The organism is Deltaproteobacteria bacterium HGW-Deltaproteobacteria-2 (genome assembly GCA_002840505.1).
Classification (GTDB): domain Bacteria; phylum Desulfobacterota; class Syntrophia; order Syntrophales; family Smithellaceae; genus Smithella.
In genome coordinates this window covers 500,289-526,162 of the sequence record PHBC01000002.1, presented here as the reverse complement: position 1 = coordinate 526,162, position 25,874 = coordinate 500,289, and the positions used below count along the sequence as shown (strand labels likewise).

15 protein-coding genes are annotated in these 25,874 nt (G+C 46.4%); 14 read left to right on the top strand and 1 reads right to left on the bottom strand.

Translation table 11 applies throughout. The features are described from left to right. Positions 1-26: 26 nt before the first annotated feature. The 10 genes from CVU62_06680 to CVU62_06635 all read left to right on the top strand — a co-directional run bounded on the left by CVU62_06680 (position 27) and on the right by CVU62_06635 (position 20,393). Positions 27-515 (top strand): hypothetical protein, encoded by a 489-nt coding sequence (locus CVU62_06680; GenBank protein PKN38515.1) that lies wholly within the window; start codon positions 27-29, stop codon positions 513-515. A 394-nt stretch (positions 516-909) separates the two neighbouring features. Further along, complete coding sequence (locus CVU62_06675) at positions 910-1,392, top strand: hypothetical protein (protein ID PKN38514.1); 483 nt, start codon at positions 910-912, stop codon at positions 1,390-1,392. A gap of 179 nt (positions 1,393-1,571) precedes the next feature. Next, on the top strand, positions 1,572-1,973 hold the full coding sequence (locus tag CVU62_06670) for a hypothetical protein (protein PKN38513.1): 402 nt from the start codon (positions 1,572-1,574) through the stop codon (positions 1,971-1,973). Between the two features lie 97 nt (positions 1,974-2,070). Further along, complete coding sequence (locus CVU62_06665) at positions 2,071-3,093, top strand: hypothetical protein (protein ID PKN38512.1); 1,023 nt, start codon at positions 2,071-2,073, stop codon at positions 3,091-3,093. A 68-nt stretch (positions 3,094-3,161) separates the two neighbouring features. Then, positions 3,162-3,962 (top strand): hypothetical protein, encoded by an 801-nt coding sequence (locus CVU62_06660; GenBank protein PKN38511.1) that lies wholly within the window; start codon positions 3,162-3,164, stop codon positions 3,960-3,962. A 3-nt stretch (positions 3,963-3,965) separates the two neighbouring features. Next, the gene (locus CVU62_06655; GenBank protein PKN38510.1) at positions 3,966-6,914 is read left to right on the top strand and encodes a hypothetical protein; all 2,949 of its coding nucleotides are present in this window, start codon (positions 3,966-3,968) and stop codon (positions 6,912-6,914) included. 440 nt (positions 6,915-7,354) lie between these two features. Then, positions 7,355-11,191: a hypothetical protein gene (locus CVU62_06650; GenBank protein PKN38509.1), complete on the top strand. Its 3,837-nt coding sequence runs from the start codon at positions 7,355-7,357 to the stop codon at positions 11,189-11,191. 126 nt (positions 11,192-11,317) lie between these two features. Beyond that, entirely contained in the window at positions 11,318-11,797 is a 480-nt protein-coding gene (locus tag CVU62_06645) for a hypothetical protein (GenBank protein PKN38508.1), read from the top strand. A 162-nt stretch (positions 11,798-11,959) separates the two neighbouring features. Then, positions 11,960-13,123: a hypothetical protein gene (locus CVU62_06640; GenBank protein PKN38507.1), complete on the top strand. Its 1,164-nt coding sequence runs from the start codon at positions 11,960-11,962 to the stop codon at positions 13,121-13,123. Positions 13,124-13,430: 307 nt separating this feature from the next. Continuing rightward, complete coding sequence (locus tag CVU62_06635; protein ID PKN38506.1) at positions 13,431-20,393, top strand: hypothetical protein; 6,963 nt, start codon at positions 13,431-13,433, stop codon at positions 20,391-20,393. 106 nt (positions 20,394-20,499) lie between these two features. On the opposite strand, the gene CVU62_06630 is transcribed toward CVU62_06635, so the two are convergent. After that, positions 20,500-20,955, bottom strand: coding sequence for a hypothetical protein (locus CVU62_06630; GenBank protein ID PKN38505.1), 456 nt, complete (start codon positions 20,953-20,955; stop codon positions 20,500-20,502). Positions 20,956-21,537: 582 nt separating this feature from the next. Here CVU62_06630 and CVU62_06625 point away from each other — a divergent pair. From CVU62_06625 to CVU62_06610, 4 genes are all read left to right on the top strand, one after another. After that, complete coding sequence (locus tag CVU62_06625; protein PKN38504.1) at positions 21,538-22,209, top strand: thiamine diphosphokinase; 672 nt, start codon at positions 21,538-21,540, stop codon at positions 22,207-22,209. A gap of 3 nt (positions 22,210-22,212) precedes the next feature. Next, positions 22,213-23,013 carry a bifunctional hydroxymethylpyrimidine kinase/phosphomethylpyrimidine kinase gene (gene thiD, locus CVU62_06620; GenBank protein ID PKN38503.1) on the top strand — a complete coding sequence of 267 codons (801 nt, stop codon included), beginning with the start codon at positions 22,213-22,215 and terminating at the stop codon, positions 23,011-23,013. A gap of 60 nt (positions 23,014-23,073) precedes the next feature. After that, positions 23,074-24,345, top strand: coding sequence for a phosphomethylpyrimidine synthase (locus CVU62_06615; protein ID PKN38502.1), 1,272 nt, complete (start codon positions 23,074-23,076; stop codon positions 24,343-24,345). A 148-nt stretch (positions 24,346-24,493) separates the two neighbouring features. Then, positions 24,494-25,825 carry a phosphohydrolase gene (locus tag CVU62_06610; protein PKN38501.1) on the top strand — a complete coding sequence of 444 codons (1,332 nt, stop codon included), beginning with the start codon at positions 24,494-24,496 and terminating at the stop codon, positions 25,823-25,825. Positions 25,826-25,874 lie beyond the last annotated feature (49 nt).

Below are 25,874 nucleotides of genomic sequence, written 5' to 3'. Positions count from 1 at the left end.
GCGCTATATAAGGAAAGCAATAAATCATGAAAAAAGAAAGCCTCATATGTTTTCGTGCCAGCAAGGCTTTGCATAAAGCCCTGGCTCGAGTTGCAAAAGAAGACAGGCGGTCATTATCTTCAACGATTGAAAATGTCCTGAACAGTTACCTGAAAGAGAGGAAAGCATTTCCAAGTGTTGAAAAAGAAAAACGTCATTATCCGAGAAAGGATCTTTTTGTTTCAGCCGTGATTAATCAACCGGAGCTTGAAAAAATGGGAATAGTAACCATCACAAATATTTCTCTTGGCGGTGTAAGAATTTTAATTCCCAAGGATTTCAAGCAACATATCCGTATTGATGAGCAAAACTCAAGATTTGAGGTTGTTTTCAATTTGCCTGTTGAGAACAAGCCCATAAAGTTGACCTGTGAGTCCAATAGAGTGTTTGATGAAGAAGACGGCATTCATGTCGGAGCCGCCTTCGTTGATGCTGATTTTAAGAGTTATAAAACACTTCAAACCTACCTGACATAATATCAGCTTTAAATAAGAGAACATTTTCATCTTTAATTGATGCCATTTTTTAGCCTTTGATTGTATCTATAATAAAAGTGAAATTAATTTCACATAAATAATTAAAAATATTGATAAAAACCATCATGAACACTTCTTCTTTTTGCTTGACAAAGTTGATCTTTTTTACTACACGAGTGCCAATTGTCTAATCCAGTACGTTTTCTGTGCAGTCCGGTACGTTCTCAGAACGCCAAAATTTGTAACAAAAAAGTATGAAGTTTTAGGATGAATGAAGCTCAAAGCATCCACCCTGTCGGGAAATCCCTGTGCTTGGTTTACCCTGCAGGACTAAATTATTGTAAAAACTTTGATTTATTAAAAATAATATTTACTCAAACAAAAGGAGAAAATTATGAAAAAGTATTTAGTACTATTGGCGGCGATGATGATGGTTATTGCCATGGTAAGTGGAGCGTTTGCGGCGCAAGCAACTGTTAGCGTGAACGCAACAGCTACTGTTACATCGATTTGTAATGTTCATGGCGGGACATTACCGTTCGGAACGGTCAATGCAGACGGGGTGGACGTAACTGTTGATGCTGCCGGAGGAATCTCGATTCAATGTACTAAAGGTACCAGCGTTGCGATTACCAACGATGGAGGGCTGAATGGTGGGTCAGGAAAAAATCTATTTATGGATGGTGGCACGACAACAAAACTACCGTACTCTATCGACTATAATACACCGCTGACAGGCGATGGAGCGGCTGGTACTAATATAGGTGCCAAGGGTACCGGATTATTAAGTCTTACAGGCACCGTTACTCATTCAGCTGCTGAAGGCGTTATAGCAGGAAACTATTCAGACACTTTAGTGTTAACGCTTTCCTATTAATTTATGGCCAATTGTTAACGGGAATTTAATCAAACGAGTGGTGATCGTCCTTGAAGAAGATATTATGGCTAGTGGCAGCATTTGCTGCCATTAGCATAACAACAGGTGCGTTTGCGGCAACTCCTTCGGGATTTGCAAGTACGACCGTGACGGTGAGTGCGCAGATAGGAGCATCGTGCATGGAGGCCCAGCATGGCTCGTTCCCGAATCCGCTAACTATTGATTCACAGTCGGCGGCGGATCAGAACTTTTCACCGACTGCCGATGAATTGGTGAAGTGCACCAACGGCGTAGTCTTTACGGTTAATGTGTCCAGCGCCAACGGAACCGCCGTTAATCAGACCTGCACATCCGGTGGTGTCAGCGGAATGGCGCTCAGATCCATAAGTTGGCCGGCAGACGCAATCGCGTACACCTTTATGTGCGCCGGCGACACCGGAGGCACGGGCCATTTTACGGGTGCGGGATACACTACCGCGCGGGCTATGGGTATCAGCATAAAGGTTCCGGCGGCAGACGCACAGGCCGCTATTGCCCATACCGACTATTCGGACATGGTTACATTGACTCTTTCGTATTAGTTTGAAAAACGGCAACTCTTTAATTTGTTGACGCAGCCTGTTTGCCTGAAAAAGGATGATTGCAGAAGGCTGCGTTTTTTATTAAGGCATTCATTTGATGAAGCGTAAGAATCTGAAAGCAGGATATATTATTATTTCATTATTGCTGACAGGGCTGATCAGCACTGCTTATGCTGCAATTACGTGCCCGGGAACGCTCCCGCAAGGTACAGTGGGGAGACCCTATTTGTACACCTTTACTGGTACCAACGGGAATCAAACCCCAGGTTGGTACTGTTTGTTTTGCTGGTATCCGAACGGCCTGAGTTTACATAATAACTATATTAATTCAGTTGATCTGTCGGGTTCGCTGGCTGGAAACTCACAGGGTACTTACAACCTTTCGATAAGACATTACGAGGCCGGCATCGATCCGACCTGCGCGTACACCCTTGTGATCAATCGTGCCATTCGCCTTACGCTCACGAGCGGCACATTCTCTACTAATGCGACTCAGTATCAATCATATACAACATCTGCTGTTTTGACAGCGGACAGAGGGACGACCCCGTACTCTTGGACAGCCACGAATCTTCCCCCCGGGCTTAACCTGAGCAGCACTTCGGGCACCTCAATTACGATTACAGGAATACCGCAGGTTTCAGGACCTTTTAGTTTTACGGTTACAGTGACGGATGTCAACGGATCGCAAGCCTCCGCCACTTACAGTCTCACGGTCAATTCCGCAAGGGGATGCCATACGGGTGGTAACGGAGTGATAGATTTCGGCACTCTTAACGCAGTTGCAAATGCCGGAGGAGTTGCAGCCTCGGAAGCACTTGTAACAACCAAACCGGTCATTTATTGTACTGCTGCCGGGAACACGTATGCTGTTACAGCTGCCGGTGCTAATGGCGGAACAAATATGGGTACGGGGTACAGGCTTTTACATGGCACAAGCGATTATATCGCTTATAATATTATCTATACGACCCCCATTACCGGTAAGGGCGATACGATTAGCATAGGTGGTAGTGGAACTGGTAATTTAGCGCTGACACCTTCTATTCCTGCCGGAGCCCTTAACGACGCGCCGGCGGGCACGTATAGTGACACGATAACATTAACGATTAGCTATTAAGCGGTTTTTTGGTATACAACTTTAATAGTGAAGAATAAAAAATTTCAATTAAGAAATGGAGATAAGGCATGAAGAACATTTTTCGCGGGTTTAAGGCATCAATAAATAAATGCGTAGGATTGGTTGCCAGTTTGTTGTTTGTGGCCATATTCATTTCTCCTGCCTTCGCTAATTTTCAGGTACAGCCGACGACTATGGACTTGGGCCGCAATGTAAAGAGCGGCGTTTTCTCCGTAATCAATAACGGCGGCGACAAAGTTGATTTTCAAGTATCGGTTAAAGAGTGGAATCAGGACGAAAAAGGCAAGGATGTGTATGGGGACACGAAGGAAATAGTTTTTCACCCAAAGATCATGAGCGTGGAAGCGAACTCGCAGCGGGCAGTCAGAATAGGCCTCAAGACCCCACCCTCCGCCAAGGAAAAGACTTATCGCCTTTTCGTTGAAGAGATTCCCACATCGAAAAAGACAACTGACGTGGAGGCTAATAAGAACATAAAGGCAGGGCTCACGATAGCGTTTCGGTTCGCGATGCCGATATTCGTTAAGCCTCTACAGCCACAGGAGAGCTATGTCTTAGAAAAGATCGAAATGTCCAACGGCGCGGTGAAGGCGATTGTTAAAAACACAGGAAATGTTCATATTAAATTGCGCACCGTTAAGTTCGGCGGAAAAACCGCTGCCGGAAAGGAAATGTACACCAAGGAAGTTGCCGGCTGGTATATCCTCAACGGCCTGTCAATTCCGTACGAAGCGGCCGTCCCGAAAGAGATATGTGGACAACTGGCGACGATCGAGGTGAGCGCTCAAACAGAAAGCAGCAATATCAACGGGACACTGAATGTTCAGAAAAACATGTGCGCACAATAATCTTTGCGTATCCTCCGCTGGCGGAGGTGTCGCGCAGTGACGAAGGTGGATAAAGGACTTTGCACTCATAAATTGGGTGAGAATTACGGCGACATTAACGTCCACCCCCTATCCCCGCCAGCGGGGGACACGCAAAGCGCATACTCCTTGATCCCCCGCCGGCGGGGGACACTTCCTTCGAATGCGTTGAACGAAGGTTTATTTTTTTTTATCCTTGCGATAATCTTATTTATTTCCTTTTTTACTAATTCCGCATTTCCGGCGGATGAAAAAAATGTTGATCAAACTACTGTTTCAACAACAGCCACATCCGATAAGGAGAAGCCCAAAAATGGCGCGGCTGTTCCTGCCTCACAGAAAGACACAACTCAGATAGTTGTGAATGTCATTGTTAACACGGAATCAAAGGGAGATTTCTTTGTCGAACTCGACAATGAGCAAAAGTTGTTCATCCGGGTGGAAGATTTAAAAACCCTGAAACTGCAATACGCCGAAGATCGGATCAACATCATACGCGGGGACGAGCAGTACGTTCCTCTGAGCGCTCTGCTCGACGTTACTTACACTTTCGATGAGAACAAACTAACCGTTGCGATCATCGGCAAAACCACGGAATCCGGAAAAACTGCCGCCGATCTTTTTTCACTTCGGGCGGCGGCCAAGAATATCTATTATCCGCAGGAGACGAGCGCCTTTGTCAATTACGGGCTGAACTATATTTATACGAACACCGACGGGTTTAAGTCCTTTGCGGTTACAAACAAAGTGGGCTTCAGGACCGGGGACGTTTTTCTTACTTCCGATTCCGTCTATACGAAAACACCAACCGGCGATAATTTCGCGCGGCTTCAGAGCAGCGCCACCTACGAGCGCCGGGGTGATCTCCAGTGGTTAGTAATGGGAGATCAGTATGCCAACTCCGGAGATCTGGGCAGTACCGTCAACATGGGAGGCATCGGTTTTTCGAAGGTTTACAGGCTTGACCCCTATTTCATAACCCAGCCGGTTATGGACCTAAGGGGATCGGTCATTTTTCCTACTCAGGCAGAAATCTATCTGGACGGCATACTGATAGGGAAACAGACCATTACGCCCGGGTCGTTCGATTTAAAAAATATTTACTCATCCTCCGGTTCCCATAATGTTGAAGTCTTGCTTAAAGATCCCTTTGGCAATGTGCAGAAAATTTCCTATCTGGCGTATTTTAGTGCTCAAATGCTGCGGCAGGGTCTGCACGAGTACAGTTATCATGTTGGTTTAATGCGGAACAATTATGGAATCGCAAGCGATGATTATGGCAACGCCGCCTTTTCCGCGTTCCATCGCTACGGCGTAACTAATAACTTTAATATCGGAGTGCGGACAGAAGATTCTGATGGTGTCTATAACGGCGGACTATACGCGGCATTTGCCATTCCCCAGTTGGGCCAGTTGACTATGTCTCTTGCCGGAAGTTCCGCAAGCGGCAACGATTTGGGAGGAGCAGTATCACTCCAGCATTCCTATCAGCTCGGCAGTTTCAACACGAATGCTCTGTTGCGTGGATATTCCCGGGACTACGCGACCGTCGGCAATCCCCTGCAAACGGCTGACAGCAATCAACTGGAAATGAACGTGGGAGCGGGTTTACTGCTGAATCCTCTGGGGAGTTTTTCTGTCAATTACGCGGAGTCCGCAACGTTCAAGGGTGTTGATACGCGCGTCATTTCTCTAAACTATTCCCGAACGCTCTACAAATCAATCAGCCTCTTTGCGACCGGTTCGGTTACCCATACAACCACCGATACAACGAAGAATACAACTTACAGTTGTTATGTCGGTCTCAACTTTGATCTGGGTAAGGGTATTCGGGGTTCCGCACAAGCAAGCGCCGGCAGCGGCGACGTTAATTCGGAAACTCTGCAAATACAAAAAGACGTACCCGTCGGGGAAGGTGTCGGCTATCGTGCTTCCCTCAATCGTTCCGAAACTGCGACAAATACAACAACCGCGTTCAATCCCTATGTTCAGTATAATGCCAAATACGGCATCTATTCTGTTGATGCCACCATGCAGAACACCGCCGGTACAACTACCGAATCGTATAATTTTTCAGCCGCCGGATCGCTTGTGTATACCGGAGGATTTTTTGGTTTCTCGCGGCCGGTCAGCGATAGTTTCAGCATCGTGGTGCTTAATAAAGAAGTGCCTGGGGCCGCGGTGCTCAATAATGGTCAGGAGATTGGAAAAGCAAGTTCTTCCGGTACAATGGTTGTGCCGACACTTGCTTCCTACGGCCAAAACAAGATCACGCTCGATACAAAAAATATTCCGATCGATTACAGTATATCCGACGTGAACAAGTCGATCTCGCCTTCGTTATGGAGCGGTTCCTGCGTTTACTTCGACGCACGGCAGGTTCGGGCGCTCACAGGAACACTGGTTGTGCAAAAAGAAGGGAAAAAAGAACCGCTGGAATTTGTAGAAATATCCATGAAAACAGGTGAAAAGAATTTGTCGTACCCCACTGGAAAAGGAGGGGAATTTTATATTGAAAACAGCCTATCCGCAGAAACGAACGCAGATGCTGCCGATAGCCAGAATAACCAGAGTTGCAGCGCTATCGCGAAACTAAGAAAATCAGGTGGAAATACAATCTTGCCGGGCACCTATAGCGCCACTGTGGATTATGAGGGCGGCAAATGCGGGTTTACCGTTACATTTACCGAGGCAGGAGAAACTATTACCGATCTGGGAGAAATTCAATGCGTTGTTTCAAAAACCTCTATTTCAATACCTTCTGTTCAGACGCCACTATCACAAAAAGGTGTTCAAAAAGAAACCGACGGTGATAAGCGAATAAAAACCGTAATACCGAAGGATTTATATCAGGAAAACAGTGCCGATCAAAACGCTCCCGCGCAGAAACAGGCAGAGAGAACAGTTCTTTTTACTTTTCCCGACGCTGATTAAGCACCGTGCAAAAGGAAGATGAATCTTCTTCATATTTTCGTTCAATTGGATTGAACATTTCGATTAAGATTTTTTTGTATCTTGTAGAGAACACAGGCGGATGAGACTGTGCCGGAATAAAGAGATATTTCCATATCCTTCTTTTAATTTATCCCATATTCCACCGAACAAATCTTTTACGATAAATTCAATGATTTACCGCAACTAACAGTATTTGTAGATGAATCTACATATTATGATGTAAAAAAACCATTTGGCGATTTTATTGATTGCCAGAGGTATTGATACGCAGGCGTTTAACAAACGTATATCTATGATATTACTTGCTAATTTAAATTAGATTTAAATAGGGAAATATAGTAGTTGCCTTGGTATAAAAAATGCACTAAACTATCAATTTAATTAATGATTATAAAAGTTTAAGAGGCTGGAACAGATAAATGCAAAATCGGAGTGATCCAATGACGAAAAACCACGAATCTGAAAATTGTTCTTTACAGGAACGGCAACTGTTTCAATCCCCTGTCGAGAGCGGAATCTTAAGTCATGAAAAGAGCAGAAATGTTATAAGTAGACGATTCTCCATATTCGTGCTTTTCGTGTCGCTTATCTGGCTGTTTACGTTGAGTGAAAATGTTTACGCGGCGACGTGCCAATCGGATACGACCGGCAATTGGAGTACAGCTGGAAACTGGTCATGCGGACACGTGCCAACATCCGCTGACACTGTTGAAATCGTGGGCTCGTATTCAATAACCGTAGATGGAACTTATAATGCTTCCACCCTTTCAGTTGGTCCAAACGCAGCGTGGTGTTTCGCCACAACACTGAGTTTCAATAGCGGTTCTCAAGTTACGGTGACTGGTACAACAACACTTGGACGGGGTTGCATCATATCAAGTGCCACCCTCAACATGAGTAACGGTGGAACACTTATCACCAGTGGTCTTGCGCTTAACACATCAGGAGCGACATTAAATTGGACACCCGGAACCGGAACGGTTCAACTCACCGGAACCAATACTCTCCCCAGTACGATATTCACTTCATTTTACAACCTGATCATCGCCAGTAATACCACGACGATGAGCAGAGCTTTAACTATCAACAACAATCTGACTGTGAACTCCGGAGCAACTTTTTCCACCGGCTCTACAAATACCTGGACGCTTTCTGTTGCCGGTGCAACTTCAGTTACCGGCACGTTAACCCTTGCCAATACTGCCACCAAGACCTTTACCGGAGATGTAACAATTAATTCCGGTGGTGTCTGGAATGAAACCGGCGCTGCGGCGATTAACTTTGCCGGGAGCCTGACCAACAACGCAACCACTTTTACGGCAAATACCGGAACACATACTTTTAGTGGGACAAACAAAACCTTAAGTGGAACAACGGCTATTGTAATTCCAACAGCAACATTCACAGGGGCATATGCAAATAGCGGAACATTGACATCTGCAACATTGCTTACTGTTACCGGTACAACACTCACTAACAACGGAACTATTAATGCAAGTACTGCCCTATCGGGAACTGGCGGAGTAACTCAAGGTACCTCTGGTATTCTCAATATCGGTGGCACTTCGGGCATCACCACGCTGACCGCAACCGCAAACGGTAACACTGTAAATTATAACGGCGCGGCGCAAACTGTGCATAACAACAATTACTACAATCTCACGTTAAGCGGGAGCGGCGCCAAAACATTGCAAACAGGTACCACCGCGATCGGCGGTGATTTGACTCTGAGCGGGACAGCAACTACTTCAGGCGTAACCGGATTAACAATCGGCGGCTCTGTTATTTTAGGAAGCGGAACCACATTTACCTCCGGGTCATACACACATAATGTCGCAGGTAATTGGACTAATAATGGCGGTACCTTTACGCCAGGTTCGGGCACGGTAAATTTAAACGGAGGATCGCAGACAATAGGTGGAAGCAGCGCCAGTACGTTTAATAACCTTACTCTGTCCGGTTCCGGCACAAAGACATTTTCCGCTGCTGAAACAATTACCGGAACACTAACTATAAACAGCGGAGTAAATGCCGGCTTGGCAACCGGTACTAATAGCACGGCGGCTTGTCTAATACTTAATGGGGTTAGCTATCCTGCCGGAACGTACGGATCTTCCAGCTCCGCTGCTACCTACAAAAATGACACATTTTTTAGTGGCACAGGTATTGTGACCGTCAGCCCGGGGTGCTGTACGGGTGGAAGCTGGTTGGGTACCACGAGCACGGATTGGAATACGGCAAGCAACTGGTGCGGCGGCGTACCTACCGAAACAACAGATGTCACTATCTCTTCGGGCACTACATATCAACCGACTATCGGTTCGGCAGGTGGATTATGTCGTAATATTACGATAAATAATGGCGCTACTTTAACTATGGGTGGAGCATACAGCTTAACTGTAAGCGGAGATTGGACGTTAAATACGGGAGGAACATTCACGCCCAGCACCAGCACAGTCACGTTCAATGGCAGCAATGCGGTTAATATCAACGGCAGTGCTGCGACATCATTTTATAATTTGACGATCAATAAAGGGGCCGCAAGCACTACAGTTACAAGTACAAGTGCAGGAAAGGCATTTTCGGTTGGAAATGATTTGACTGTAACACAGGGAAATCTGATTCTGCAGGCTACCGACGCGAATTATACCGTTACAAACGATCTTATAGTTTCCGCCAACGGTACTCTTACGCACAGCGTTAATTGGGATACTTACGGAAAACAATTGACTGTTAGTGGCAGCATTGCCGTTGATGGAATATTTGCTTATACTGTCAGATCACATGTTCAAATGAACAGCTCCGGAACTGAAACGATCAGAACGGGAGCGAATTCTTCCTCGGCATTCAGCATTTTAACTTTAACAAACGGAACTTTTAATGCGAGTGGAACGCTCAAGATAAACGATAATTTTTGGGCAGGATTCAATTCCACGGGGGTGTCATTTCATACAAATGGATATAATGTTACGGCACTAGCCGCATTATTAAATGCCGGCGGTACTATATATATTGATGGGGGCAGTTTATCCGTAACCGGTGGTCTTGCAGCAGGAATTGATGCTAATAACGGGGCTGTTAATTTAAGCTCGGGTACGCTGAATACTGATGCCTTATATGTTGGAGACGGAACCAGAACAGGGACTTTCTCTCAAAGCGGAGGTACCTCCAATATTGGCAATCTTACAATATCTTCCACCGGAACTTATACATGTACAAATTCACCCGCGATCAATATCAGTGGCAATTGGACATTAAACACTGGCGGGACATTCACACCCGCTTCAAGCACGGTTACGTTCAACGGCTCATCCGCCCAGGCTCTGGGCGGTTCATCCAGCACCACATTTAACAATCTTACGATAAATAATTCAACTGGCGTTACACTTGGCGCGAATGAAACCGTAAGTAATATTCTTACATTAACCAGCGGTAAGGTAGCTACAACTTCAAGCTATTACCTTGCGGTTACTAACACTTCTTCCAGCGCCGTTACCGGTTATTCTTCATCGAGCTATGTAAACGGATCTCTACAATGGTCTTTGGTAACTGGCGGCTCATATTTCTTTCCCGTAGGCGACGATTCCAATTACCGTCCGTTTGAACTCAATAGCATTAACTGTTCTTCGCCCGTTGTGAGGGTTGCCATGTCCAGCACAGGCGCAAACACGGTAGATGCCACCATGTCGTCGGTTGATCCGCGCAACTGGTACGCGCAATTAGTAAGCGGCAGTTTTATAAGCGCGACGGTAAGAATAACCGAAAGCGGTTTGGGGAGTACGAATCTTGTGGCCAGTTCGTCGGCTCAATCCGGTAACTATACTAGTCGGGGAGGAAACAGCATTGGTTCGACGATAACTTCCAATGCGGGAATATCTTATACCGGCTCAACATATTTTGCCGTCGGCGATCTTCTTCCGCCCGCACTGACCGTCGTTAAATCATCAGACAAATCATCGGTAGTGACGGGTGATACCGTAACCTATAGTATAACAATTACCAATACCGGTTCCGGAACAGCCACCAACGTCATCGCGACTGATCCCCTGCCGCCCTATACCACCTATGTGAGCAACTCCACCCGATTGAACGGAATAACCGTGGCAGGAGACGGTAGCGCTTTGCCGCTGATTACGGGATTGCTGGTTGACGACAACGGCAGTCGTACTGCAGGGGCCGTAGCGACCGGTATTCTACCGCCGCATAGCGGAAGTGTCGGAGTTGCCACCATAACTTTTCAGGTGACGGTCAACTAACGGCAGGATCCTGAACGAACGCAGGAGAGGTGAGTTTAGATATGCATTATGAATTGAGCGTCAATAAGTCAGTCAACGCTAAAATAAGTAAACTTTTATAAAAAGATAAAAAAGAAGGAGGATATTATGAAAAAAATTATTCCATTATTAATTGCGCTGTTAATGCTCACGCTATCGGTGGAGGTATTTGCCAAGCCGCTTATTTCCGTCGGCATGAAAGCGGAAAAAGAGATTACTGTAAACAAAGAGAAAAAAATGGTTGTCGCCAGCAAGGTTAATCCGGGAGAAGTAATTTTCTTCACCATAAATTACGTCAATTCCGGCGACGAAGCGGCAATCAACGCGGTTCTTGATGATGCGATTCCGAAAGGAACGGTCTATCTTAACGGTAGCGCCTTCGGCAAAGATGCGGATATAACTTTTTCCATTGACGGCGGTAAAACCTTCAAGAAGCCTTCCGTGCTGAACTATGAAGTCAAACTGCCCAACGGCAAGATGGAAAAAAGAATCGCTTCTTCCGATCAATACACCAACATCCGCTGGACGGTCAGTGTGGTTCCGACCCGCGGCAGTGGTCAGGTCGGTTTTAAGGTACGGGTAAAATGACAGTAATTAATTGTCAAAAATATACAAAAAAACATTAGAGAACAGGAGGTCATATATGAACCGATAAATCACAGGCAAGATTACAGTAAACAAGAAATGTAATTAAATAATAATAAAAAATGAAAGAAATTAACAAACAAAACTAACAAAGGAGAAATGAAAATGAAAACAACATTTATCAACATCAGAATGGCAGTTCTGAGGTCTCTTGCCGGTAGCTTTGCTCTGCTGGTATTGCTGGCCTTTGTCCTGCCGCAGGCAGCGCAGGCCGCCACAGCGGCCAATACCGTGATCCGCAACACGGTCACGGTCAATTTCAAAGACACCGCGGGTACATCGATGACCGCCGTAACCGACACCGTCGATATTACGGTTGAATTAGTTTACGCTACGGCGACGCTGAGTGCGCCTGGAGACGGGACAACAGATCCCAACACAGCCGAAGTTTACAATTACACCATAACTTCCAATGCCAATGGTCCTGATACGTATGCGCTGAGCGCGGCTGTCACCACCGACGGCACTAATACGACCGGTTCTACCGCTGCGACCTCAGTGGCCAGCGTAACTCTGGGAGCCACCACTGTGGCAGCAGCTGTAAGTAGCAGCACGACTATTACCGTGCCCAGTGACGGAACTTCCGACTCATCGATTAACGGGATAGAGGACGAAGATACTGTCGTCATCGGTGGTGCTGAATACCACGTCGATTCTATTACCGATAACGCTACCGGAACATCCACAATTGTTTTACTGACTGCTGTTACCGCTTCTGCCGGTGACGGAATCTTTGAGCGGAAGACCTTCACCACGACGGTAACTCCCGGTACGATCGCCGCCGGTGCAACCGCCGATCAGACGATTTACGTTACAACCACAGCCGATGGAGGAGGAACGCCTGCCTCCGCGACAGACGAGACCATAACCACGGTATATATCGCGAAAATTACCGTAGATAAGAAGGTAAATGACGCCAAGACGACCTCATGCAACGGATCCTGGATGGACACCCAGACTTCTGTGAAATTTAAGAAGGATGATTATGTCTGTTATCGCGTTACAGTAACCAACAGCGGAAGCAGTGCTGTCAATACCGTGGTTATTACCGACCCGCAGCCGCCATACACCACCTACGAGGCCGGGACTGCCAGACTGGCCGCCTCCGGGACGGGAAACAGTTACGGAGGGACAACTCTTACTGACTCAAACGCGGCCGACGATGGCTATGATTACAATATTACAACCGGCAATACTGTTACATATAGTGTCAGCACCCTTGCTGCGGGCGCGTCGGTAGAGTTGTTTTATATTTTCAAGGTCAACTGATCTTGGCCCTATGCGGGACGGCCGGTAATCCTGCCGTTCCGCAACCTGCACGATTTTGTATTGTGTAAGGATTAAACTGTGTCTATCCGGAGACTACGGACAAGACACGATGAGTTTGTAATTAGGAAAGAAGGTTTTTTCTCCTTGGCCGATAATTTATGGATTGTGCGTAGGTGTACTTTAGTACGCCTACGCACTAATTTCGTAGATTAACATAGGCGGAACGGAAAAGAATCCTTGTTTGAGATTTAAACCAACTAAGGTTGACCATAACCTTGGCTGAACAGAATAAGCCATTGAGCGTTTAATGAAACTGGCTAGAAACATTATATTGATTCAACTGGCGTTGCTATGGACATTGCTGTTCATATCCGCACCGGTCTGGGCCAACACGGCCGCCAATACGCAGGTTACCAATCAGGTGCAGGTGACATACTTTGACGGTACTGCCACCTATACTGTCACTGCCAGTGTTACCATCACCGTCGACCTGGTTGCCGCCGCGCCGAATATTGTCACGGGATCGGCTCAAAGCACCTCGTACGCCGGCGCCGGGACGAACCTTACAGACAGTTTTGCCATCACAGCATCATCCAATGGTCCGGATACCTATAATATTATTGTACCGACGCCAGCTGTTACCAACACCACCGGCGCCACAGTCACTACATATGTCAATGGTGTTCCTGCCTCCAGTGTTGTCCTCGGTGCTTCGGTTACCACTTCCGGCAGCACGGTTACGAACATTGTAGTTCCTGCAGATGGAGCATCTAACACTAGTATCAACGGTATAGAGGTCGGCGACACGGTAGTCATCAACGGTGAAACAAGAATGGTTCAGAGTGTCACCGATAATACCACGGGAACTTCAACCATTGTTCTGGCCTCTGCTTTGCCATCTGCACCTACTGCGGGTGTGCTGGTGGCTGAACAGAAAATTGTTACCGCTGCGGTTACCGCAGGAACCATCGTTACCGCTGGAACCGATGTGACAGTTTCCGCGGCTATTACTGCCACATCAGTCAGTTCATCAGGGGCTGCGAAGACATCAGACGCTATCCTTAACACCTTTTATAGCGGTCAGGCGACGATTGCCAAGTATGTCCGCAACATCACGACATCCGCCGCCGGCACAGGCACTGTCTACTCTTACAACTCGATTAACTACTATCCGGCCGGTGTCACAGCAAAACAGGGCGATATTCTCGAGTATATTCTGGTTTCCACCAATACATCGGGAACTATCTCGGCTTCTGTTGTTACCGATGTTCTGCCCGCCAGTTTCGTTGTCCTCCGGGACAATGCCTATGGCAGTGGCAAGGAGGTTAAGTATGTGAGTGACACGAATGTTGTCACAACCCTTACTAAAGTTTCCGATGGAGACCAGGCCGATTACAATATAACAATGCCAAATACTCTCACGATATATGTCGGTACGGGAGCGACAAATGTCGCTGGCGGGACGATTCCCACCGGCAAAAGGGTTCTTGTCCTTTACCAGGTTAATGTTAATAATCCGGTACAGGGGGATAAGATTGTCAACAGCGCACAACTTTCTTCACCGGATACAACACCGGCAACATCAGCGGTGGCAGTCACTACTGTCATCCGGACAGCATCTGTCCTGGAATTGCTCACCTATGCGCCGGTTCTTCCTGCAGCCGAGCTGGTCAATGTGTCGCAATCGGCGTACCGGAATGGCAGCGTCACTGGTCCGTTTGTCAATTATACTTCGTATCCGGTTCCTGTAGGAAGCACAGATCCTATTGACTTCAGCCATCCGGTGCCGCTTACAGCAGCCACCCAGATCCATCAGGGAGATCAGGTCTTCATCCGTTTAACCGATGGTGATCAGAATCTGGATAAAATAGTTGCTGAAACGATATTTGTTACAATTACAAATTCCGCTAACGGCGATGTGGAGATCATCCGCCTGACGGAGACCGGCCCCGATAAAGGCGTATTCACAGGATATCTGCTCACCGACGGTGGTCCGATTAACTCATACAATGGTAACCTGTCCATCAAAGCGGGAGATAATCTTACTTTCAACTATGTTGATATAGCGGACAGCAGCGACCATCCTCCTGCGAAAACCATAATGGTTGATCCTTACGGAATTGTGTTGGACACCAGTACCGGTCTGCCGGTCAATGGCGCCACCATTACCATGCTCAATAACGCCACGGGACTGCCGGCTATGGTTTATGGCGATGACGGGGTCAGTACTTACCCGGCAACAATCATCAGCGGCGGATCGGCTACCGACAGCAGCGGGAAGGTGTATCATTTCCCGACAGGCGACTACCGTTTTCCCTTTTTACTGCCCGGAAGTTACCGGTACCAGATTACGCCGCCGGTTGGCTACGGTTATCCCAGTACCGTAGCGACCGCAACGATTCAGGCTCTGCCCGGCGGGCCGTTCACAATTCTTGACGGCTCCCGCGGTGAAGTATTTGTCATAAATGCAGGTCCAGCAAAGCGCATTGACATTCCACTCGATCCGTCTACCGCTTCCTCTTTATGGCTGCAGAAGAGTGCCAGTAAGGATTCTGCGGGACACGGTGATTTCATTCCCTACCGATTGATTGTTAACAATACAAACGCGCAGGTTGCTGTCGGTGGCGTACGCGTGGCAGATACTCTGCCGGTTGGTTTCCGGCTCCGCAAAGGATCGATCAGATTAAACGGTGTTGCTACCGGCGATCCAAGTATTTCGGCTGACGGTAGAACCCTTACTTTTAATATCGGAACTCTGGCGGCCAGTACTTCAGCTACAATAGATTATATAACTGAAGTAACTGCAGGAACGCACCTCGGTGATGCGATTAACAGCGCCATAGCCAGTTCCGCTGCCGGAGCAAGATCAAATACCGCCAGGTTCACAGTTAAGATCAAAGACGATTTTATGCAGACCAAATCGATCCTGATGGGACGCGTCTCCACCGGAGCATGCAATGAAAAAACCGGTGACGGACCGGACGGTGTTGAAGGTGTGCGGATTTATCTTGAAGATGGGTCTTTCGTTATTAGCGATAAACGAGGAATGTTCCATTTCGAAGGCGTGCGTTCCGGTCTGCATGTGGTGCAGATGGATCTGGATTCACTGCCGGAAGGTTACGAAGCCTTTGCCTGTACCGAGAACAGCCGTTTTGCCGGGCGGGCATTTTCGCAGTTTGTCGAAACACAGGGCGGTACATTGTGGCGCACAGACTTTCATATCCGTAAAAAACAAGTTGAAAAAAAACAGGCTGTTTCTGAACAGGCAAAAGGAGAACTGGTTCTTCAGCTTGCCAATACAATAGAAAAAGGAAACATTACTTACGCGGTTTCCATGCGCAGCAGCACTGTTCCTGTTACAGCGGCAAGATTAAATGTAATTCTTCCGGAGGGCGTACTCTATGAAAAGGGCAGTTCTATGATGAACAGCGCGGCGATTGCCGATCCGCAACCGGTAGGAAAAACAGGAATGATTTTCAAGCTCAATGATCTGCCGGCCGGCTGGAGTAGTGAAATTACTTTCCGGGTAACACCGTCTGGCGATATTAAAACCGGATCGCTTGTCACACAGGCCTATCTTGCCGCTGACGGCAATGGCACAGCGCAAGTTCTGACGCCTCCGGCTGAAACAGTTATCCACCTGAAAAAAAATGTAGAGGTATCCCGGATGCCCAAGATTGCTCTTACTCTACGGCCGCGATTCCCGATTCGCAGTGCTGAATTGAATGCTGAAGACCGTAAAAAACTGGATGAAATCGCCAAAGCGCTGTCCAGTCTGCGTACAGAAAATATTCAGGTGACAGGATACACGGATAATATGCCTATCGCACCGCAGAACCGCATTTATTACGCTAATAATCAGGATCTATCTCTGGCGCGCGCTAAAAGCGTCGGCCATTATCTGATGAACAAACTTCAGCTTCCTCCGGAAAAACTTTTGATGGAGGGAAAAGGAAGCGAAAATCCGGTTGCCGATAACCTTACAGTGGAAGGAAGAGCGCTCAACAGGCGTGTGGAAATTAGCATTATCTCCAGTCGCATTATTGATCATTCCAGTTTGAATGTTGTTAAAAAAATAAGTGGAGAAAAACGGACGGAAATTTCCGCGGTTATAGTTCCTCCGCAGTCATTATCTCCGGAAGTTGGAATTTCTACCGTAGCGAAAGGATCGGAGAAAGCCATCAAGGAGAAGGAGGGGATACTTTCTCCTGCAGACAAAGCAATTCTTGTTAACAAGATAAATGTAGTCCAAATCTGTCTGGCTTCCAAGCTGACGCCGCGGCTGCTGGTGGATGACAAAGAAGTGCCAGCAAAGCAAATCGGCTTTAGGATGATAGATGCAAAGTCTGGCCAAGCTATATACAGTTATATCGGCGTGGACTTTGGAAAAACAGGGAAGCATATTGTTGAAATTCAGGGCATTGATCCTTTTGGCAATACACGATTCAAGAAAACAATATCCGTAACACGCAGTGGAGAGATTGTTTCCATCCGGTTTAAATCGGCCCAGGGTAATGTCGCTGACGGTAAGACGCCTGTAAAAATGCGTTTGGAACTCTATGATGCCAATAACACTATTATCCCTGCCGGAGCGGAACTGGAAATTCGCGAAGGTACGCTCAGTCCGTTAAAACAACCGGACATTTTTGCAGCACCGCCTGCCGTAGGCAGTCATCCCCGCGTCCAGATAAGCAGGGAAGGAGAGGTCCTGTTTCAGCCGGTTAGCCAAAGCGGTCCCTATCGTGTCGTTCTCGGTTATAACAATGCCACAGTCGAAGCGGAAACATATGTGCAACCCCAGATGCGCGACTGGATTCTGGTTGGTTTGGCCGAAGGAACAGCCGGTTATAATACTGTGTCGGGTAATATGGAAAACCTGACAAGCGCCGGGGTTGACGAAAATCTTTATAAGGATAGTCGTGTAGCTTTTTATGCCAAAGGTCGTATAAAAGGTAAGTGGCTTTTGACCATGGCCTACGACTCTGCCAAGACAAAGGGAAACGACACTAACGGATTGTTTCAGACGATCAATCCCGATACCTATTACACGCTCTACGGTGACACATCACAACAGCAATACGACGCGGCCAGTTCCAGAAATCTTTATATTAAGATTGAGAGGGAACAGTTTTATGCCATGTTCGGAGACTATGACACAGGGCTTACCGTGACGGAACTTTCACGCTACAGCCGCCGCATGACCGGTATTAAAACAGAATTTCAGAACAAAAACTTTGAAATCAACGCTTTTGCCAGCGAAACTGAACAGATCTATGCCCGGGATGAAATTCCCGGCGATGGTACTTCCGGCATTTACCGGCTGTCCCGTCACAACATTTTGTCCAACTCGGAAAAAATCACCATTGAAGTGCGGGATCGTTTCCGCAGCGAAGTGCTGATATTATCCAGAATCATGACCCGCTTTACGGATTATTCTATTGATTACGATGCCGGAACGATAATCTTCAAGGAACCGGTTTACAGCAGGGATGAAAAATTCAACCCGATTATGATAGTCGCGGAATATGAAACCATTTCTGAAGGCGGCAAAGATTATACCTACGGCGGCAGAGCCGGAGTTAAACTGATGGACAATAAACTGAAGGCGGGCGGAAGTTATATTCGTGAAGGGCAGGGCGACCGCAGCAGCAATCTTTATGGAGTGGATGCATCGTACAAACTGGGTCAAAACACCAAAGTACGTGGTGAGTATGCGAAAAGCGATTATGATGCCGGTTCCGCGAGCCGCAGCGGCAACGCTTATCTGGTGGAAGCGTCGCATTCCAGTAAGAAAATAGAAGCGAAAGCCTATATCCGTGAACAGCAGGAAGGCTTTGGGATGGGACAACAGCCGGGCAGCGAGGCAGGCACCCGTAAAATAGGCGCTGAGGGAGCTTATCGTTTTACTGATATTATCAATGCCAGCGCGAATGTCTATCGTCAATATAACTTAATGACTGACGCGACACGGGATATGGCCGAAGGCAAGTTCGGCTATTCCGAAAAGAACTATGGCGCGTCTGTGGGCTTTTTGCATGCCAATGACAGTTTAGGAGACGGCAGCAGGAAAGAATCCAATCAACTGACACTGGGCGGGAAAGTGCTGACCCTGTATGACCGTCTGACCTTGTCGGCAAATCACGCTCAATCCATCGGAAGCAACGACAACATCGATTTCCCGACCCGCACTACAGTTGGCGCCGAATTTGCTGCAACCAAAAACCTGATCCTGCTGGCTGCTCATGAATTTACCTGGGGCTCGGGAGCCAATACACAGAACACCAGAGTGGGCATGCGTTATTCACCCTGGAACGGCGCCACCATCAACAGCAGTGTTGAACGGCAGTTCAACGAAAATGACGAACGTGTTTTTGCAAATGTCGGAATGAAACAAAACTGGCAGGTGAACAAAAACTGGAAAGTCGACGCGGGAGTGGAACGAAGTCAGACGGTGGCCAAGTCCGAGCACTATCAGTTCAACACAAATGTTCAACCCGCGTCAGGCAATGTCACTTCAGCGTCGGGCAACCATGAAGATTTTACCGCTGTTTCCGGAGGTGCAACCTATCAGATCAAAAATCTTACATGGGACAACCGTCTGGAGTTCCGTTTTGCCCAGAGTGAGAATAAATGGGGTTTAATAAGCGGTTTTGTGAAAGAGGTGAACAGCAACTGGGCCTTGTCGGCGCGTCTCCAGTACTTCCAGACTTCCGCTGTCACGGGGATGAACACAGTCAAAGCCGATTTACGTCAAGGCCTGGTTTACCGTCCGCCGCAGACCAAATTAATTGCTTTGAATCGACTGGATTTTATTATTGATAATCAAAGCGGTTCCGGCACCAATTACGATACCTGGAGACTGGTGGACAATTTGATGGTTAACTATCATCCAAGGAAAGACATGGAAGCTTCGCTGCATTATGGCGCCAAGTATGTGCAGGAAAAAATATACGACAGTGACTACAGCGGCTATACAGATCTGTTCGGAGCGGAAGGACGCTACGATATCAGCAAAAATTGGGATATCGGTGTACAGGGAAGCATACTTCATTCATGGAACGCATCAGTGTTTGATTACTGTACCGGTGTTTCCATTGGCTATAACATAGCACAAAATGCCTGGCTTAGTCTGGGTTATAATCTGACAGGCTTTGAAGATAAAGATTTTTCCGATGCAAATTATACTGCCCAGGGTCCTTTTGTCCGTTTCCGCTTCAAGTTTGATCAGAACTCTGTTCAGGATGCCGCAAAATGGGTTAACGGAAACTGATTCCACCTATAAAGATTTGCATTTTGACTTCATTGAAAACAAAAAGCCGGTTGATGATAATATCATTCAAGCTTCCGCGAGAAATGTGAGGATACACTTTTAAAAGTTAGTCGCTAATGCGAGTGTAAGTTTTCCACCCTTCTTTCATGCCAACTTGCTTATATATCACGCGCATTTGGTCGCTGGGGAATTTAAAATAATACTGGTAACTTCCTTTCTTGATTTTGCGAACTTCCACTTTTGATGGTTCTTTCGTTATCCATTCGCCGTTTTGGGTGATGTCGCGTGCGTAAGTATCATAGGATACCAGTTGTTTATTCTCTATCTTGAACTTACCTTTAATTTCTTCGACGGCCACGCCATTATTAAAGTTTGTCGCTTCAAAAGTCCCGTTGGAGTTATACCGTACTCTTTGTTTGGCTGAGAGTGACTGCCCTCCATAATCGAGTTTGAACTCAATTTCATACAGACCGGGATTTATCGACGGCAGATCCTTATCACCACAGGAGACAATAGCTAAGACTATCGCGATAGTTAAAAAACAATATAGCATTTTTTTCATAGGTATTTCACTCCTCGGAAAATACTATATATCAGTGCGTGTTAAAAAAACAAACAAATGTATATTTGTCAAGAATTAATTTGGATGATGTTCTTTGATATACGGTTAATGATCAGATAATTATTTCAGATTGATGTGAGTATCGCGCAATTGTTAAAAAATCGTTTCGACTTGTTCTTGTAAAATCAGTTTAAATACTTTAATTTTCAATAAAGTACTACAGTCAATCTGTACAATACAATTTCTAAAGGAAGTTTTCGCCATGCTGGCGAAAATTCTCGGCAATGAAATTTTTTATTTAATATGCGCCCCCTAAAGGGGGGGGGGATGCGCTCCCGATTAAAGATGATATTGAGACGGCTAGACGGAGGCGACGAGGCGTATTATACATACGTTGAGGAAGCCGACAATCCCGATAGATCGGGACCAACAAAAATAGTGCTTTGATTTAGAATTGGTATTATTAAACAATTTGCTTTTTGCCGTTTAATGTAATAAATTTTCCAAATAAATTAAACTTGACCCAAGTACTGCCATGTGCAGTAAAGAGACTTTATGTCAGCTTTTATTTAGGAAAATTCCGTGTATCAAAAAATAATTATAGTTAGTGGCGGCCGTCTGGTTGATCCTGTATTTTTTCAGAAGAAGATTGCGGGAATGGAGAATCACCTGGTTATTTGCTGCGATGGCGGTGCGCGTAATTTTCAATATTTGGGAATTAAGCCCGATGTAATCATCGGTGATATGGATTCGATTGATCCTGCTCAACTGGCAAGTTACTCTGACCAGGGAATAAAAATTATAAAATATTCCACAAACAAAGATTTTACCGATACAGAATTGGCACTCGATTACGCGTTGAATTTGAATCCGGAAGAAATATTTATATGGGGTGCTTTGGGCGGCAGGGTTGATCACACCCTGGCCAATGTGTTCTTGCTTTGCAAGGGACAGGAAAAGGGAATTAATACATATTTGATTGACGAATACGGTGAAGCTTTTGTGCTGGATAAAAAAGCTATCTTTATAAACGAATCAGGGAAAACAGTTTCTCTTCTTGCACTCAGTCCCCGTGTTACAGGAATAACTCTAAAGGGTTTTCTTTATTCTCTGGAAAAAAGTACTTTGAAAATGGGTGAAACCCGTGGTGTAAGTAATATTATTAATGAAGATCGTGCCAGCATTAGTGTACGGTCGGGAAAACTTCTTGTCATTGGATATTGGCAAAAAGATACTTTCCCGGAGGCGCTTTAATATATGGTGCCGGTTAAAGTATTATGTATAGGCGGTTCCGATTCCAGCGGCGGCGCGGGAATTCAGGCGGATTTAAAAGCCGTGAGCGCCTGTGGTTGCTGGGGACTCGGTGTGATCACGGCAGTGACTGCGCAGAATACTCAAGGCGTACAGTGTATTCATCCCGTCCCGCAAAAATTTATTTTGGCGCAGTTGGATTCAGTGCTCAATGATATTGGTGCTGACGCGGTAAAAACAGGAATGCTTTTGACAGCGGGGGCTGTAGAATCTGTTGCCAGGAAGGTAAAAGAATATCATCTGAATAAGCTGGTAGTTGATCCGGTGATGGTTGCCAAGGGTGGTCGGTCTTTGATGCAAGACCGGGCAAGGAATGTGCTTATAAAAAAATTACTGCCGCAGGCTTTTATTCTGACGCCGAATATTCCAGAAGCGGAAATTTTAGCGCAATGCAGAATTAATTCAGCTGTCGCAATGGAAAAAGCGGCCGTCAAAATTCATAAACTGGGCGCTAAAAATGTGCTGATTAAAGGAGGGCACCTTGCGGGAGGCAAGCGCTTAGGTGCCTTGGATATTCTCTTTGACGGCGATCATTATTATAAGTTTTCGTCTCGCTGGATTAATTCGCGAGATACTCACGGTACCGGTTGCACTTATGCATCGGTTTTGGCCTCAGCGCTTGCCCGGGGAAAAAATATTGTCGATGCCGCTTGGCAGGCAAAAAATCTGGTTACTGCCGCTATTGAAAATGGCTTAACTCTGGGGAAGGGGTATGGATCGGTCAATATTATTGGAAAAATATTTTAACAAAAAAACGCGGATGAATTTCGCGATTTAAGAAGTTGCTTTAATGTTTTGGAGGACATCATGACGCAATTAGAGAAAGCCCGCAAAGGCTTAATTACTAAAGAAATGAAAATAGCGGCCAGGGAAGAAGGGGTGACGCCCGAATATATACGCCGGGGAATCGCAAAAGGGACAATCGTTATTACCCGCAATGTAAAACATACTACCATCAAACCGCTGGCAATCGGGAAGGGATTGCGTACCAAGGTTAACGCCAATATCGGAACATCAAAAGATCATATGGATTTAAATCTCGAACTGAAAAAACTGCGGGTTGCCGTTGATGCCGGTGCCGACGCCATTATGGATCTTTCCACCGGTGGACATCTGGCCGCAATCAGAAAAAAAATCATGAAAAAATCAACGGTAGCTATCGGAACTGTGCCGATTTATCAGGCCGCAGTTAAAATTATAGAAAAAGGCAAAGCCATATCGGAGATGACAGCCGAAGATATATTCGATGTCATCGAAGAAAACGGCAAAGACGGAGTGGATTTCATTACCGTCCACTGCGGTGTGACCCTCCTTAGTGTTGCCGCGTTGAAAAAGCAGAAAAGAATTTTGGGAATTGTCAGTCGTGGCGGCGCGATGCTTGCCAATTGGATGAATTGCAACAAAAAAGAAAATCCTCTTTATGAAGAATATGACCGGCTTTTGGAAATAGCCCATCGCTACGATATGGTCTTGAGTCTCGGCGATGGACTGAGGCCGGGAGCAATAGATGACGCCACGGATCAGGCGCAACTGCAGGAATTGATAATCCTGGGGCAACTGGCTACCCGCGCCCGTGCCGCTGGAGTTCAGGTGATGATTGAAGGCCCCGGTCATGTTCCTTTAACCGAGATTGAAGCCAATATCGAGTTGCAAAAAGAAATCTGTCAGGGCGCGCCTTTTTATGTGCTGGGACCTCTGCCCACTGATATTGCGCCGGGCTATGATCACATTACTTCGGCTATCGGCGGAGCGATTGCCGGAGCTGCCGGAGCCGATTTTCTGTGTTACGTTACGCCTGCCGAACATTTACGTCTGCCCACCCTGGCTGATGTTCGCGACGGAGTCATTGCCGCGCGCATCGCCGCTCATATTGCAGACATAGCCAAAGGCGTGAATAAGGCGCGCGAAAAAGACAGAAAAATGTCCCAATGCCGAAAAAATTTTGACTGGCAGGGGCAGGTGGATTTATCCATCGATCCTGAAAAAACAGTTTCGCTTCTGGAGAAAAGCAAAAGCGCCAGGGATGAAGGCTGCACCATGTGCGGCGAACTCTGTGCTATAAAATTAGGGAAAAAATAATCATAAATGCTTCCGCATTTAAAGAAATGAATAGTGAATGGTGAAGAGTGAAAAGGGGCAATGAATCGGGCAGTGACACCTCATTTTAGTCATTCCGTCGGAGGACGGAATCCAGGAACGTTTAATGATTTTTAGCGGATAAAAAATAATGGGAAACGACAATCGTTGGAATGCGGAAGCAATCGTCCGTCTTTTGAAACAATCGGGTTATGAGGCTTATTTTGTCGGCGGTTGCGTGCGGGATTTTATTCTTGGTTCTGTTTCCAGTGATTACGACATTGTTACTTCGGCGCGTCCCGATGAAATAGTTTCCCTGTTTCCCAATACCATAGCCATCGGCGCGCAGTTTGGCGTAGTTGCCATAATTGTGGAAAATCATCTTTACGAAGTTGCCACCTTCCGCGGCGATGATGCATACGAAGACGGCAGGCATCCTTCCCGAATTCATTTTTCTTCAGCCAGAGAAGATGTGTTCCGGCGCGATTTCACAATCAACGGGCTTTTGATGGACCCGGACTCCGATAAGATAATCGACTATATAGACGGCCGGACTGATATCGAAAAAAAAATAATTCGTACTATCGGCGATCCCGAAAAACGCTTTAATGAAGATTTTCTGCGGATGCTCAGAGCAATTCGTTTTGCTGCTAATCTTAATTTCGTCATCGAACCGGCCACGCAACAGGCAATCAGCAAAAACGCAGCGAAAATAAAACAAATCAGCGCCGAACGCCTGCGTGAAGAACTCGGCAAAATTCTTACGCGTGGCGGCGCACGCCACGGCTTTGAATTAATGGCCGGCACGGGTATCTTGAAAGAAATTCTTCCCGAAGTGTATAAATTGAAAGGAGTGGAACAGCCGCCGCGTTTTCATCCGGAAGGCGATGTCTGGCGACATACAGTGAATATGCTGAATCTGTTGCCTCAAAGCGGAGAAACCGATGAAAATCTTTGTCTGGCCTGGAGTGTGCTTTTACATGATGTTGGTAAAGCTGTAACCAGAACTGAAGATGAAAATGGTGTGCATTTTTACGGACATGTTCAGCAGGGAGAGAAAATCGCTGACGATATAATGCAGAGGCTGAAGTTTTCCCGTGCGCAGAAGGAAAAAGTGCTTAATCTTATTCACTATCACATGGTATTTATGAATGTTCAAAAAATGCGTCCGGCTCGTCTCAAACGATTTTTACGCATGCCGGATTTTGATTTACATTTGGAACTGCACCGTCTTGATTGTCTGGCCAGTCACGGCATGCTGGACAATTATGAATTCTGCCGTGATCAGATTCAGTCTTTGGATCAAAACGATTTGCACCCCCCGCGCTTATTAACCGGTGATGATTTAATTCTCATGGGCTTTGCTCCGGGAAAAGTTATCGGGAAGATTCTGCTGGCTTTAGAAGAAGAGCAGCTGGAAGGAAGAATAGTTACAACTGCAGAAGCCAGGGATTATGTCCGCACAAAATGGATGAAACAATGAGAAACTACAAAACGATCATAATCTTTTTTCTCATTACTTTGCTAATATT

Bases quoted from the DNA above. Each gene is read 5' to 3' on its own strand.
- CVU62_06680 (PKN38515.1), top strand. From the start codon at position 27: ATGAAAAAAGAAAGCCTCATATGTTTTCGTGCCAGCAAGGCTTTGCAT.
- CVU62_06675 (PKN38514.1), top strand. From the start codon at position 910: ATGAAAAAGTATTTAGTACTATTGGCGGCGATGATGATGGTTATTGCC.
- CVU62_06670 (PKN38513.1), top strand. From the start codon at position 1,572: ATGGAGGCCCAGCATGGCTCGTTCCCGAATCCGCTAACTATTGATTCA.
- CVU62_06665 (PKN38512.1), top strand. From the start codon at position 2,071: ATGAAGCGTAAGAATCTGAAAGCAGGATATATTATTATTTCATTATTG.
- CVU62_06660 (PKN38511.1), top strand. From the start codon at position 3,162: ATGAAGAACATTTTTCGCGGGTTTAAGGCATCAATAAATAAATGCGTA.
- CVU62_06650 (PKN38509.1), top strand. From the start codon at position 7,355: ATGCAAAATCGGAGTGATCCAATGACGAAAAACCACGAATCTGAAAAT.
- CVU62_06645 (PKN38508.1), top strand. From the start codon at position 11,318: ATGAAAAAAATTATTCCATTATTAATTGCGCTGTTAATGCTCACGCTA.
- CVU62_06640 (PKN38507.1), top strand. From the start codon at position 11,960: ATGAAAACAACATTTATCAACATCAGAATGGCAGTTCTGAGGTCTCTT.
- CVU62_06635 (PKN38506.1), top strand. From the start codon at position 13,431: ATGAAACTGGCTAGAAACATTATATTGATTCAACTGGCGTTGCTATGG.
- CVU62_06630 (PKN38505.1), bottom strand. From the start codon at position 20,955: ATGAAAAAAATGCTATATTGTTTTTTAACTATCGCGATAGTCTTAGCT.
- thiD (PKN38503.1), top strand. From the start codon at position 22,213: ATGGTGCCGGTTAAAGTATTATGTATAGGCGGTTCCGATTCCAGCGGC.
- CVU62_06615 (PKN38502.1), top strand. From the start codon at position 23,074: ATGACGCAATTAGAGAAAGCCCGCAAAGGCTTAATTACTAAAGAAATG.
- CVU62_06610 (PKN38501.1), top strand. From the start codon at position 24,494: ATGGGAAACGACAATCGTTGGAATGCGGAAGCAATCGTCCGTCTTTTG.